Consider the following 13,167-nt stretch of genomic DNA (forward strand, 5'->3'; position numbering starts at 1 on the left):
TGGATTGCGTTTTCCCTGTGGGAGCGAGCCTGCTCGCGAAGGCGTCGGCGCGGTCAACACGGCTCATCGCTGGGTCACCTCACGCACAGACTTCGCCGAACTCGCGGTATCAATCCGCGCCTCCACCGACATGCCCACCCGCAAGCGCTCGGCCAACGGCTGGCCCGGTTCGAGGATGATCTTCACCGGAATCCGCTGCACGACCTTGGTGAAGTTACCCGTGGCGTTATCCGGCTTCACCGCTGCAAACGTCACACCCGTGGCCGGCGCAATGCTTTCGACGCGACCGCTCAAGGCTTCACCGCCCAGACTGTCGACACGCACCTGCACCTCCTGCCCCGGCTGCACATCCGTCAGTTGAGTTTCCTGAAAATTCGCCACCACATACGCCTGCTGCAACGGCACCACCGCCAGCAATTTGCTGCCCGGCGTTACATAGGCGCCGACGCGTACGGCACGCTCGCCGATCATGCCGTCCTGCGGCGCGGTAATGCGCGTATAGGAAAGCTCGAAACTGGCAATTTCCAGCGCTGCTTGCGCGTGTTTCAGACTGCCTTCGGCGGCATCACGCTGTGCGGCAAGAATGTCGACTTGCTTGCGTTCCGCCGCCAGTTTCGCGGTGGCGGTATTGAGGTGCGCCGTCGCTTGATCGATGCGCGTGCGCGCCTGTTGCGCGTTCTGCACAGTGCCGGCACCGACGCCGGCCAGGTGGTTGTAGCGATTCAATTCCTGCTGGGCAAAGGCCATTTCTGCCTTGGCCGACACCACCGACGCCTGCGCCTGGGCGATCACCGAGGTCTGCCGTTCCAGCGTCGCTTTGGCGTTCTGCAACTGCGCACGCGCCACCAGCGTTTGCGCGTCCGCCGCTTCGGCGGACGCACGCAAATCGCGATCATCAATCAGCGCCAGCAACTGCCCGGCCTTGACGCGCTGGTTGTCTTCGACCAGGACTTCTTTGATAAACCCGGCCACACGCGGCACCACCAGGGTGTAGTCGGCGGAGACGAACGCGTCGTTGGTATTTTGCTGGGTGCGTTTACCAAACAGGCCCGGCATCGCCAGATACACCAACACGCCAACGGCCAGCGCGGCGGCCACGGCCACGGCGAGTTTTTGCTTTGCTTGAGTCGTCATAAAAACCTTCATTGTTCAGTGCAGCCATCAAGTCGGCGCGCGCGGTGGAAAGATCCGCGTCGGCAGCCAGAAAATCAGCAGGATCAGCATCACCGCGACGCCAGCCATGCACACATAGAGATCGGAAGAAGTCAGCACCACGGCCTGTTCGTGCAGACGATGGGCGAGGCCCGGATCGCTGCGATCGGCCAGCGGCGAATTGCCGAGGCTGTCGATCAACATGTTCGAATGGAAATGCAGACGCGACGTGGTCAGCGCTTCGATCACCCCGGTGGCGATCACGGCCGACAGGCCTTTCACCGTGTTGAACCACGCCGACGCGAACGGCCCTTCCAGCGGCGAAATGCTCCCGGTCGAGAGCATCAACAACGGCAACACCGCCATCGGCTGACCGAAAATCTGCAGCCATTGCAGGACATAAAAATCGTCGCGAATCCACGCCGACGTCAGTTGCGAACCACCGAGGCACGACAGCGCCAACATGCTCAAACCGATCCCGAGCACCCAGCGACAATCGACCCATCGCAGATTGCACAGCGCCGCCACCAGCGGCAGCGCGATCAACTGCGGCAACGCGGCGAGCAGCATGATCGGCGCGGTCTGCACCGGGCGATAACCCTGCACCTGCGCCAGATAACTCGACGGAATCAGCACCACCGCCAGCAAAATCACCAACACACCGGCCAAAGTCATCAGGGCGAATGACAGGTTGCGAATACCGAGCATCTGCAATTTGAAAAACGGAATCGGTTGCGACCATTCATTGATCAAAAACGCTATCAACAGCAGCGAACCAGCGCCGAGCAAGCCGCAGATCAGGCTCGATTCAAACCAGTCCAGCCGATTGCCCTGCAGCAAACCGATCACCAACATGCAGATCGCCGGGAAGCCCAGCAGCAGGCCTTTCCAATTGAATGTCTTGAGGCGCTCCAGCCGCAGCGGATCCTGCGGAATGCCGTAAGCCACCATCGCCATGGCGATCAGGCACGGCACGATGATTTGCCAGAACGTCCATTGCCAGCCGACGTATTCCGTCCACAAACCGGCGAGCGGCGTACCGAGGCCGGGGCCGAAAGTCGCGGTCAGCGCGTAACCGGCCAGACCGTAAAGTTTGATATTTGCCGGCAAGAAGCGCAGGGCCACGGTCATCAGCATCGGCGGCAACGCACCGCCGGCCAGGCCTTGCAGAATGCGCATCAACAGCAGGCTTTCGTAATTCGGCGCGAACGGGCACAGCACGCCGAGCACGGTGAACAGGGCGATCGCGCAGAGGGTGAAACGGCGTAGCGAGAAGGTCACCGAGCACCACGGCGCAAACGCCATGGCCGCGACTGAGGTGGCGGTGTAACTGGCGACCAGCCAGGTGCCTTCGTCGTAACCGATGTGCAGCGCGCCACGGATGTCGGCGAGGGCGACTTTGGTGACCATCTCGTTGAGGCCCGACACCAGCACCGCCAGCAGCACGCCGACCAGACCGGTGATGATCCGCGCCCCGAACACCGGAGGCGCGGCCGCCGTCGCCGGGCTGGCCGCAGCGAGGGGCGCCGAGACCGTCAGGGATGTCATGAATGAAAACTCCGGGGGTGGGAAATACCGGAGCATTTTAGTGGGGCTTAACGCTGACGAAAATTGACTTATTGGCAGGTTATAAGTGCATTTCGTGCAGCAATGCAGAACCCTTGTGGGAGCGAGCCTGCTCGCGAAAGCGGTATCAGTCGAAATCTATGTTGCGGCGAATGAAGCTTTCGCGAGCAAGCCCGCTCCCACAGGGAGTTTTGTGATGGCTGGTGATTAAGGTTGAGCAGCCAGCCAGGTTTCGTCGCAGCAGGTTTTCAGGGTTTCCCGCAGCCAGCGGTGCGCCGGATCCTTGTCGAAACGCGGATGCCAGGCTTGTGTCAGCATCAAGGTCGGCAGCGGAATCGGCAGGTCGAACGAGCGCAGCTTCAAACCCAATCGCCGCACGCTGAGCAGCGCTTCCTTGGGCACCGGCAGAATCAGATCGGAATCCGGCAAGGCAAACATCGCCGCATGAAAACTCGGCGCAATCACCGCCACCCGCCGCTCCAGCCCCAACGCGTTCAGCGCCGTATCAATCGGGCCCCGAGCGATACCCCGGCGCGACATGCTGATATGGGAAAAACCGGCGTAGCGTTCAGCGGTGATCTCCCCGTCAAGCAGCGGATGATCTTCACGAACCAGCCCAACGAAATGCGTGGAAAACAGATTCTGCACTTTCACTTCAGGGCTGACCGGCCGGGTGTTGCTGACGCTAAGATCGATCCGTCCTTCGCGCAGCGCTTCATCATCGCCATCGCCCTCGGGGACAAAACGCAGCTCGCAGTGCGGTGCTTGTTGGTCGAGGGTGTCGAACAGCTTGCCGCCGTAGACGCCGATGAAAAAGTCATTGGCGCGGATGCTGAAGCGTCGGCGCAGCGTGCCCAATTCCACCGTGTCAGCGGAGCGGAACAGCAGCGCGGCTTGTTCGACGACGTCGCGCACCTGCTCACGTAATTCCAGTGCTTTGGGGGTTGGCACCAGGCCACGGCCGGCGCGCACGAGGATCGGATCACCGATGGCTTCGCGGATTCGCGTGAGGGTGCGGCTCATCGCGGCGGGGCTGAGGTTCATCCGCCGCGCGGCGCCGACCACACTGCCCTCGTCGAGCAAAGCGTCGAGGGCGACCAGAAGGTTCATGTCCGGAAGCTGCATGGCGAGCACTCGTGGCGGATCAGGATTGATCTGGGTGCAATGCTAGCAAACATCCTGCAAGTGTGGCGGTGGCATCACTGACGCCTTCGCGAGCAAGCCCGCTCCCACATTTGGAATGCAATCCCCTGTGGGAGCGGGCTTGCTCGCGAAGAGGCCCGTCGCCCCACCGCAAATTACCGCTGCATCCCCCAGCGCTTCACCGTCACCCGCTCCAGCGTGTCAAACACCAGATTCTCCACCAGCAAACCAATCAGAATCACCACCGCCAACCCGGCAAACACCTTGTCGGTGTACAGCTCATTACGATTCTGAAAAATGTACCAGCCCAAGCCACCCTTGCCACTGGTCGCACCGAACACCAATTCCGCCGCGATCAACGTGCGCCAGGCAAACGCCCAGCCAATTTTCAGCCCGGCCAGAATCGACGGCAGCGCCGCAGGAATGAGGATGAACAGCACCAGCCGCAATCCCTTCAAACCATAATTGCGCCCGGCCATGCGCAGCGTCTCAGACACCCCAAGAAACCCGGCATAAGTATTCAGCGCCAACGCCCACAACACCGAATGCACCAGCACAAAAATCAGGCTGTTCTGCCCCAACCCAAACCACAGCAACGCCAATGGCAGCAGGGCAATCGCCGGCAACGGGTTAAACATCGAGGTCAGTGTACTCAGCAGATCGCGCCCAAACTGGGTCGACACGGCCAGTGTCGTCAGGGCAAACGCCAGAACGATGCCGATCAGATAACCCTTGAGCAGCACCACCAAGGATATCCACACCTTGCTCAACAACTCGCCGCTGAGCAGGCCGTCGTACAGCGCATGGCTGGTCTGCAGAAAACTCGGCAGCAACAGATCGTTGTTCTGCACCCGCGCGACGATTTCCCAAAGCACCGCGAGCAATATCAGGATCAGGCTTTTGCGCAGCCAACCCTGTTGCCACAGCCGCGTACCGAGGGACAGTTCGCGTTCGACCGGCACTTCCGTCAGTGGCTCTAATACAATTTCGAATTCTTCACGCACAGATGATGACTGGCTCATCGGGTTGATCCTCCTGGCCGCTCAATAGGCGATGCGAATGTCGTTGAAGTCGTGGTCACGCTCGGTTTCCGGCGACTGGCCTTCGTCGAACAGCAGACGATGAATGCGCCGCGCCGATTCCTGAAACGCCACGCCACCGAGGCTGTGCAGATCGTATTGATGGCTGTGCACTTCGGCGCGCACCCGCCCCGGATGCGGCGACAGCAAAAGGATGCGATTGCCCACCACCAGCGCCTCCTCAATCGAGTGCGTGACGAACAACAGGGTGAAGCGCACTTCTTCCCAAAGCAGCAGCAATTCTTCCTGCATCTTGCGGCGGGTCAGCGCATCCAGCGCGGCGAACGGTTCGTCCATCAAGAGGATTTTCGGCTGCATCGCCAACGCCCGGGCAATCGCCACGCGCGCTTTCATGCCGCCGGACAAGGTGTGCGGATAAGCATCAGCAAACGCCGCCAACCCGACCTTTTCCAGATAGTGCAGCGCGCGTTCTTCGGCTTCTTTTTTCTTCAGCGTACGCGACGCCAGCAGTGGAAACATCACGTTCTGTTTGACGGTTTTCCACGGCGGCAGTTGATCGAATTCCTGAAACACCACAATCCGGTCCGGCCCTGGCGCGTCGACGCGCTGGCCTTGCAGACGGATCTCGCCTTCGCACGGTTGAATAAAACCGGCGACCGCTTTGAGCAACGTCGATTTGCCGCAACCGGACGGGCCGAGCAGCACGTAGCGATCGGCCGGGTCAATTTCAAAACTGACCTGGTGCGTGGCGCGCACCACACGTTGCGGCGTGCGGTATTCGAGGCTGACATGATCGACCGCCAACAGCGCTTCGCGGTTGACGATCAGGTTGCTGGCCGCGTGGCCTTGCAAAGGGGCGTTCATCTCGATCAGCTCCCTTGCAGCGGTTTGGCGTCCTGGAAGAAATAGTCCTTCCACGATTCAGGTTTGTTTTTGATCGCGCCGACGCGGTAGAGGAATTCGGCCAGTGGATAAGTATTTTTCGGCGTCACGCTGAATTCGAACTGCGGGTTGTCGATGATTTTCAGCAACGCGGCGCGGTCGATTTTCGCTTTGGTCACGCGGATGTAGGTGTCGGCCGCCGCGCCCTTATCGTTCTGCGCAAATTGCGCCGCTTCGGTCAGTGCTTCAACGAAGGCTTTGTAGGTTTTCGGGTTTTCCTCGCGGAATTTCTCGGTGGCGAACAGCACCGTCGGCGAGTTCGGGCCGAGCACGTCATACGAGTTGAGCACGACGTGAACGTTAGGATTTTCCAGCGCCTGATCCTGGAACGGCGGGTTGGAGAAATGCCCGGTCAGCTCGGTGCCGCCGGCGATCAACGCAGCCGTGGCGTCCGGGTGCGGAACGGCGATGGTGTATTTGTCGAGGCGATTGAATTCCTTGTCGCCCCACTGCTTGGCCGCCGCGTACTGCAGGAAGCGCGACTGCACCGAAACGCCAACCGCCGGCACTGCGATGCGATCCTTCTCGGTGAAATCGGCGATGGTTTTGACCTTCGGATTGTTGCTGACCAAGTAGTAAGGGAAGTTGCCCAGCGAGGCGACGGCTTTGACGTTTTGCTTGCCGTGGGTGCGATCCCAAATGGTCAGCAGCGGCCCGACGCCGGCACCGGCAATGTCGATGGAACCGGACAACAGCGCATCGTTGACCGCAGCGCCGCCCGAGAGCTGCGTCCAGTCGACCTTGATGTCGATGCCTTCTTGCTTGCCGTACTTCTCGATAAGGCCCTGATCGCGCACCACGTTGAGCAATAAATAGACAATGCCGAACTGTTCGGCGATGCGGATTTCACCTTCGGCGTGGGCCACGGTCGGTGCGACCAGGCTGCCGGCAATCAGGCTGAAACCGAGGCCGATGGCGGCGGCCAGCGGGGCAAATGGAAGTCGTTTGGACATGATCGAATCTCCGGCAAATCAGAAAGGCGCGTCGCCCTGAATGGTCGTGCGATACAGCTTGCGGCGCAGGTGCGCGGGGCAGCCGGCGGCGAGGTGGATCAGCGAACGGTTGTCCCAGAACACCAGGTCGTGGGGCTGCCACTGATGGCGGTAGATGTTTTGCGGCAACACGCTGTGGGCGTAGAGCTCGCTCAGCAGTTGCTGGCTCTCGTCGTCCGGCAGACCAACGATGCGCGTGGTGAAACCTTCGCTGACGAACAGCGCTTTGCGGCCGTTTTCCGGGTGCGTGCGCACCACCGGGTGCACCACCTCTGCGACCTGAGCGAGTTGCTCCGGGGTCAGCGTCGGGCGCCAGTTGCCTTCGAATTTGGTTTCGCTGTAACGCGCGGTGTAGGAATGCGCGGCGCTGCGCCCTTCGACTGCTTTACGCAGCTCGGCGGGCAGGTTGTCCCAGGCTTTATGCATGTCGGCGAACAAGGTGTCGCCGCCCTCGGAAGGCAGCTCTTGCGCATGCAACATCGAGCCAAGGCTCGGCAGCTCTTTATAGGAAAGGTCGGAGTGCCAGAATTTGCCGGCGTCGCCGAGGCCGATGTTTTGGCCGTTTTCGACGATGTTGGAAACGATGAGAATTTCCGGGTGATTGGCCAGCAGGAACTGTTTGAGTACGTGAATCTGCAACACACCGAAGCGGCGGCTGAAGTCGATCTGCTGTTGCGGGGTGATTTGCTGATCGCGGAACACCACAACGTGGTGATCGAGGTGCACGCGATGGATGCGCGCAAAGTCTTGATCATTGATCGGCCGGGCGAGGTCGAGGCCAATGATCTCAGCGCCAACGGCACCGCTGAACGGGCGAATTTCGAAGGTTTGCGGCGCGGCGCTCGCGGCGCTTGGGGTAGCAGTAGCTGCGGACATCTTTCAATCTCCCACGCACGGCGCGCTCATGGGCGCGCTCGTCGATCAGACACTCACGCTGGATTGCGTGTCGGTTCAGGTCGTGCGGCGCGCCGATTGGTCGGCAGGTACGCAGGGGAGTGACTTTATAGCTATAAGAATCGGAAATTAAATACCGTTAATGAATAACGATATGGCGAATGGTGAGGAATGGACTGGGTGGTGAGTGACGGTTTTTGTCACTTGCTGACAGAGATGTGGCGTTTCGGCTGACGCTATCGCGAGCAGGCTCACTCCTACAGGGATCGCATTTCATCTGGAGAAATGCGATTCCTGTAGGAGTGAGCCTGCTCGCGATGAGGCCAGCGAAGCCACCATAGAATCAACGCTCGTGTAGTGCCTCAGCCCGCGCGCGGATGATCGGTTTGAGCAGGTAGCTCAACACCGATTTCTTGCCGGTAATGATATCCACCGACGCCACCATCCCCGGAATGATCAGCAACGGCTTGTCATCCGTACCCAGATGGCTGCGCTCCGTACGCACCTTGATCACGTAGTACGTGGTCTTCTTGTCTTCATCGGTAATGGTGTCGGCACCGATCTGCTCAAGCTTGGCTTTCAGACCACCATAAATGGTGTAGTCGTACGCGGTGAATTTCACCGTGGCTTCCTGGCCCGGATGTAGGAACGCGATGTCCTGCGGGCGGATTTTTGCTTCGACCAGCAAGGTGTCGTCCAGCGGCACAATTTCCACCAGATCGCTGCCCGGCTGGATCACGCCGCCGATGGTGTTGACCAGCAACTTGTTGACGATGCCCCGCACCGGCGAGGTAACCAACGTACGGCTGACGCGATCTTCCAGCGCCTTGCCGGTAGCGCTGGCCTTGTTCAGGTCGGTGCGCGCCTCGTTGAGTTGGGTCAGCGCTTCGCTGCGGAATTTGCCGCGCGTCTCGTCGATCTTGCGCTGCACTTCCTTGATCGCCGATTCGGCACGCGGAATCGCCAAAGTTGTGGCATCGAGCTGACCACGGGTTTCCACTTCGGCGCGCTTCAGTCGCAAGACTTCAACCGGCGAAACCGCGCCCTGCGCCACCAACGGCTCGGACATGTTGATTTCCTGACGCTGCAAGCCGAGTTGCTGGCGGTATTGGCCTTGCTTGGAGCCAAATTCGCGAAGCTCTTGCTGACGCTGAATCAACTGCTCCTGCAAACCGCCGATCTCGTCGTGCAGTTGCTGGCGGCGGCTGATGTACAGCGACTCTTCGCTTTTCGCCTGGCCCGGCACGGCTTTCAGCACGTCCTCGGGGAAATTCAGCGGACGGTCATCGACTTCGGCGCTCAGACGCTCCACGCGCAGCAGCATCGACAGACGATCGGCCTCGGTTTCGCCGACGTTGGAGGCAAAACGCGTGTCGTCGAGACGAATCAGCGGTGCGCCGGCCTCAACGATCTGGCCTTCCTTGACGTACAGTTCGGAGACGATCCCGCCCTCAAGGTTCTGGATTTTCTGGATCTTCGACGACGGAATCGCCTTGCCGTCGCCCTTGGTCACTTCGTCGATCACGGCGAAATTGGCCCAGAGCATGAGGAAGACGAAGAAGCCAATGATCGCCCAAATGGTCAGGCGCACGACGCGCGGGGCGTCCTCGATCAGCGCCTTGTTGACCTCCGGCAGCGGCTGGCCCTGCAACGATGCCGAGCCCTTGAAGTAACGACGGATCGAATCCTTGAAACCCGACTTAAGCAACACTGATCTGCCCCTTCTTCAACGCTTCCATCACGGCGGCTTTCGGGCCATCGGCGAGAATCTGACCACGGTCGACCACCAACAGGCGATCGACCAGCGACAACAGTGAAGCCCGGTGCGTGACCAGTATCACGGTCTTGTTTTCAATCACTGCCGCGAGGCGTTGCTTGAGGCGTTCTTCGCCGGTGTTGTCCATCGCGCTGGTGGGTTCATCCATCAGCAGAATCGGCGGATTGAGCAACAGCGCGCGGGCCAGCGCGACGTTCTGCCGTTGGCCACCGGAGAGGTTCTGCCCACGCTCGCCGACTTGCAGCTCATAGCCTTGCGGGTGCAGACGCGCGAATTCGTGGACGCCGGCCAGTTCGGCGGCTTGCAGCACCAGTTCGTCTTCTACATAACGCGCACCGGAAACCAGGTTGTCACGCAGGGTGCCGGCCAGCAGTTGGATGTCCTGTGGCACATAGCCGATGTTGTAGCGCAGCTCGCTGACGTCGATCTGGCGAATGTCCACACCGTCGACCAGCAAGGCGCCATCGTCCGGCTGATAGAGGCCAACCAGCAGTTTGGCCAGGGAGCTTTTGCCCGAGCCACTGCGACCGATGATGCCGATTTTTTCGCCGGGACGAAGCACCAGGTTGATGTTCTTCAGCGCCGGGTTCTGTTGTTCCGGGTAGGTGAAGTTGAGCTGGCGGCATTCGATGGCGCCTTGCAAAACCTTGCGGCTCAGCGGGCGCTCTTCGAAGTTGCGCTCTTGTGGCAGCTCCATCATTTGATCGACCGAGGTCATGGTTACCCGCGCCTGTTGATAGCGGGTCAGCAGACCGGACAGCGAGGCCAGCGGGCTCAGCGCGCGGCCGCTGAGCATGTAGCAAGCGATCAGACCGCCCATGCTCAGGTGCCCGTCGATGATCTGGTACACGCCGAAGACGATCATGATCACCCCGGCCAGTTGCTGGATCAGCAAGGTGATGTTCATCGCCAGACCGGAGAGCATTTTCACCCGCAGTTCGAGGCGGCTGAGGGTGCCGATGGTCTGTTCCCACTGGTACTGGCGTTCGCTTTCGGCGTTGTTGACCTTGACCGCGTCGAGGCCGGCGAGGGTTTCGATCAGGCTCGACTGACGCTCGGCGCCGAGGGCCATGGTGCGTTCCATCGTGGCCACCAGCGGCTTCTGCAAGGCGTAGCCGATCAGCAAGGCAATCGGGAACGCCAGCACCGGAATCCACACCAGATGCCCGCCAAGAATGGCGATGACGATAAAGATCAGGATGGTGAACGGCAGGTCGATCAGGCTGGTCAGGGTCAGCGAGGCGAGGAAATCGCGCAGGCTCTGAAACTCGTGAATGTTCTGCGCAAAGCTGCCGACTCGCGCCGGGCGATACTTCATCGACATGCCGACGATGCGCTCGAACAGCGTCGCCGAGATGATCAGGTCGGTTTTCTTGCCGGCCAGATCCAGGCACAAACTGCGCAGGCTCTTGAGGATCAGGTCGAACAGGTAAGCGCCGGTAATCCCGAGGGCCAAGACCCACAGGGTCGCTTCGGCCTGGTTCGGCACCACGCGGTCGTAGACGTTCATCACAAACAGCGGCGCGGCCATCGCAATGATGTTGATCAGGAAACTTGCGGCAATCGCATCGGCATACAGCCAGCGCGAACGCTTGAGGGTGTCGCGGAACCACGAGCGAGCGCGCGGAATCAGCGTGCCGTGGTTTACGTCGAATTTGTGTTGCGGCTGGGCGAAGAAGACTTTGCCGGTGTAATCGTCGGCGAGCAGTTCGCGGCTGACCACGGACTCGCCGCCGTCGCTTTCGCTGAGCAGCACCCGCGCTTCGTCGTCACCTTGCCAGCCCAACAGGACGGCGCTGCGGCCATCCTTGAGCAGCAACAGCGCGGGCATGGCGATCGCCGGAATTTCTTCCAGTTTGCGCTGCAACACCCGCCCTTGCAGGCCGGCGCGAGCCGCCGCGCGGGGCAGCAACTCGACACTCAAACGTTGTTTGGGCAGTGGCAGGCCGGTGGTCAGCATCGCCGCGCTGGCAGGCTTCTGATGGAGCATGCAAAGGGCGAGCAGACCATCCAGTAACGGATCGTCGTGCAACGCGCGTGGATCATGACTGAGATGAACTCGACTGACTTCTGATTCCACGCTCGACACTCTTTAACAGTTGAAAGGGATAACTCAATTCATCCCAGGCAGCTGAACCTTGGGCTTCACGTCGTTCTGCACAACGGATGCCAACGGCGCGACCACTCCCTGGCTTCTGAGCAACTCGCCCATGGTCGCCTTGATTCGGTACTGAGTAAATAACTGAATGTTTTTGATTTCAGCCAGACGCCGCGATGCGGTGAACAGCTCGTTTTCGCTGTCGAGCAAATCGAGCAGGGTGCGTTCGCCGAGGCTGAATTGACGCTGGTAAGCAGTGCGCACGGCGGTGCTGTGATCGACGTATTGCTGCGCGATCGGCACCTGCGCGTTGGCGTTGTTCAAGGCGTTCCAGGCCAGGCCCAGCTCTTCGTTCAACTGACGCAGGGCGTTGTTGCGGATGTCCAACGCCTGGTTCGACAGGTACGACTTCGATTCCAGATCAGCCTTGTTGCTGCCACCGGAATAGAGGTTGAAGCGCATGCGCAGCATGGCTTGCCACTCGTTGTTGTGACCGTTCTGGCCATCGATATCGTTGTCGGCGGTGCGGCCCAGTTCAGCGTCGAAACGCGGGTAGAAGGTCGACTTGGCGGTCTCATACTGCTTCTCGGCAGCGGCGATGTCGGACTCGGCCGAACGCAGGATCGGGCTGTTTTCGACCATCTGCGTGCGCGCTTCATTGAGGTTGGCCGGCATCATCGCGATGAACGGCGCCGGGCGCTCCAGCTGATCCGGCATCTGGCCGACGGCGCTGAGGAAGTTGGTTTCCGAGTCGGCGAGGTTGGTTTGCTCGGTGATCAGATTGTTGCGGGCCTGAGCCATACGCGCTTCGGCCTGATCGAGGTCGGCGCCGCTGCCGACGCCGCGCTGAGTGCGCAGCTGGATCTGGTCGTAGATGCGCTGGTGGCTCTTGAGGTTTTCTTCGGCCAGACGCACGAACTCGCGACGGGTCAGCACGTCCAGATAAACCTGGGCGACGGTCAACGCGGTGCGCTCGGAAGTGCCGAGCAACGAGTAAGCGCGGGAGTTAACGGTGGCTTGTTGACGCCCGACTTCGCTGGAAGTGGCAAAACCGTCAAAAACCATTTGCGAGAGACGTAAACTTGACTCGCTGCGGTTCAGGGCTTCGTAGTGGTTACCGGAATCGGCGCGCGTGGTCACGCTGTCGGTGCCCTCACGGCCATAACCACCCAGCAGATCGACCTTCGGCAGGTATCCACCTTTCGCTGCTCTTAATTGATAATCCGCCGCCAAACGACTGCTGACCCCTGCCTGGATCTCCGGATGGACATCCAATGCCTGCTGCATGGCTTCTGGTAAGGATTGTGCTTGTACAAAAGAGGCGGCGAGAGCGAAGGGTACGGCGAAAAGCAGGGGCGAACGCATGGTAGGAATTTCCCAGAACTTCTTGTCTTGAATCACAGCAAAAACGGGGCGCTGCGTCGGATGATGGCAACCAGATTGACCGTATGTCGGAAAGTTCAAAACAGGAACTGGATCACACGCTGAAGGACGGGTCGCCGCGGAAATATCAATGTGACATTACTGGGGCGATTGTTTAGGATGGCACCCAGAAGGTCAATA

Annotated in this window: 10 protein-coding genes; all 10 read right to left on the bottom strand. The window is 60.3% G+C overall.

Annotated features, from left to right (window positions below; all coding sequences use genetic code 11):
* Positions 1 to 63 precede the first annotated feature (63 nt).
* Positions 64 to 1,134: an HlyD family secretion protein gene (locus tag ACZZ0D_RS23480; protein ID WP_463554407.1), complete on the bottom strand. Its 1,071-nt coding sequence runs from the start codon at positions 1,132 to 1,134 to the stop codon at positions 64 to 66.
* 27 nt (positions 1,135 to 1,161) lie between these two features.
* Entirely contained in the window at positions 1,162 to 2,700 is a 1,539-nt protein-coding gene (locus ACZZ0D_RS23485) for an MFS transporter (RefSeq protein ID WP_463554408.1), read from the bottom strand.
* A gap of 225 nt (positions 2,701 to 2,925) precedes the next feature.
* Positions 2,926 to 3,843, bottom strand: coding sequence for a LysR family transcriptional regulator (locus ACZZ0D_RS23490; RefSeq protein WP_053116440.1), 918 nt, complete (start codon positions 3,841 to 3,843; stop codon positions 2,926 to 2,928).
* 173 nt (positions 3,844 to 4,016) lie between these two features.
* Positions 4,017 to 4,883 (bottom strand): ABC transporter permease, encoded by an 867-nt coding sequence (locus tag ACZZ0D_RS23495; protein WP_212546384.1) that lies wholly within the window; start codon positions 4,881 to 4,883, stop codon positions 4,017 to 4,019.
* A gap of 21 nt (positions 4,884 to 4,904) precedes the next feature.
* On the bottom strand, positions 4,905 to 5,765 hold the full coding sequence (locus tag ACZZ0D_RS23500) for an ABC transporter ATP-binding protein (RefSeq protein WP_053116438.1): 861 nt from the start codon (positions 5,763 to 5,765) through the stop codon (positions 4,905 to 4,907).
* Between the two features lie 5 nt (positions 5,766 to 5,770).
* On the bottom strand, positions 5,771 to 6,796 hold the full coding sequence (locus ACZZ0D_RS23505) for an ABC transporter substrate-binding protein (protein WP_053116437.1): 1,026 nt from the start codon (positions 6,794 to 6,796) through the stop codon (positions 5,771 to 5,773).
* Positions 6,797 to 6,814: 18 nt separating this feature from the next.
* Positions 6,815 to 7,711, bottom strand: a complete 897-nt coding sequence (locus tag ACZZ0D_RS23510; RefSeq protein WP_463554409.1) for a TauD/TfdA dioxygenase family protein — start codon at positions 7,709 to 7,711, stop codon at positions 6,815 to 6,817.
* A gap of 361 nt (positions 7,712 to 8,072) precedes the next feature.
* Positions 8,073 to 9,440: an HlyD family type I secretion periplasmic adaptor subunit gene (locus ACZZ0D_RS23515; RefSeq protein ID WP_463554410.1), complete on the bottom strand. Its 1,368-nt coding sequence runs from the start codon at positions 9,438 to 9,440 to the stop codon at positions 8,073 to 8,075.
* The gene (locus ACZZ0D_RS23520) at positions 9,430 to 11,586 is read right to left on the bottom strand and encodes a type I secretion system permease/ATPase (RefSeq protein WP_463554411.1); all 2,157 of its coding nucleotides are present in this window, start codon (positions 11,584 to 11,586) and stop codon (positions 9,430 to 9,432) included. The genes ACZZ0D_RS23515 and ACZZ0D_RS23520 overlap by 11 nt, the downstream gene beginning before the upstream one ends.
* 33 nt (positions 11,587 to 11,619) lie before the next feature.
* Complete coding sequence (locus ACZZ0D_RS23525) at positions 11,620 to 12,969, bottom strand: TolC family outer membrane protein (RefSeq protein ID WP_463554412.1); 1,350 nt, start codon at positions 12,967 to 12,969, stop codon at positions 11,620 to 11,622.
* Positions 12,970 to 13,167 lie beyond the last annotated feature (198 nt).

The organism is Pseudomonas sp. AC193, from assembly GCF_979258075.1.

Excerpts from the sequence above, each read along its gene's own strand:
- ACZZ0D_RS23510 (WP_463554409.1), bottom strand. The coding sequence starts at position 7,711 with ATGTCCGCAGCTACTGCTACCCCAAGCGCCGCGAGCGCCGCGCCGCAA.
- ACZZ0D_RS23525 (WP_463554412.1), bottom strand. The coding sequence starts at position 12,969 with ATGCGTTCGCCCCTGCTTTTCGCCGTACCCTTCGCTCTCGCCGCCTCT.
- ACZZ0D_RS23490 (WP_053116440.1), bottom strand. The coding sequence starts at position 3,843 with ATGCAGCTTCCGGACATGAACCTTCTGGTCGCCCTCGACGCTTTGCTC.
- ACZZ0D_RS23500 (WP_053116438.1), bottom strand. The coding sequence starts at position 5,765 with ATGAACGCCCCTTTGCAAGGCCACGCGGCCAGCAACCTGATCGTCAAC.
- ACZZ0D_RS23505 (WP_053116437.1), bottom strand. The coding sequence starts at position 6,796 with ATGTCCAAACGACTTCCATTTGCCCCGCTGGCCGCCGCCATCGGCCTC.
- ACZZ0D_RS23480 (WP_463554407.1), bottom strand. The coding sequence starts at position 1,134 with ATGACGACTCAAGCAAAGCAAAAACTCGCCGTGGCCGTGGCCGCCGCG.
- ACZZ0D_RS23495 (WP_212546384.1), bottom strand. The coding sequence starts at position 4,883 with ATGAGCCAGTCATCATCTGTGCGTGAAGAATTCGAAATTGTATTAGAG.
- ACZZ0D_RS23485 (WP_463554408.1), bottom strand. The coding sequence starts at position 2,700 with ATGACATCCCTGACGGTCTCGGCGCCCCTCGCTGCGGCCAGCCCGGCG.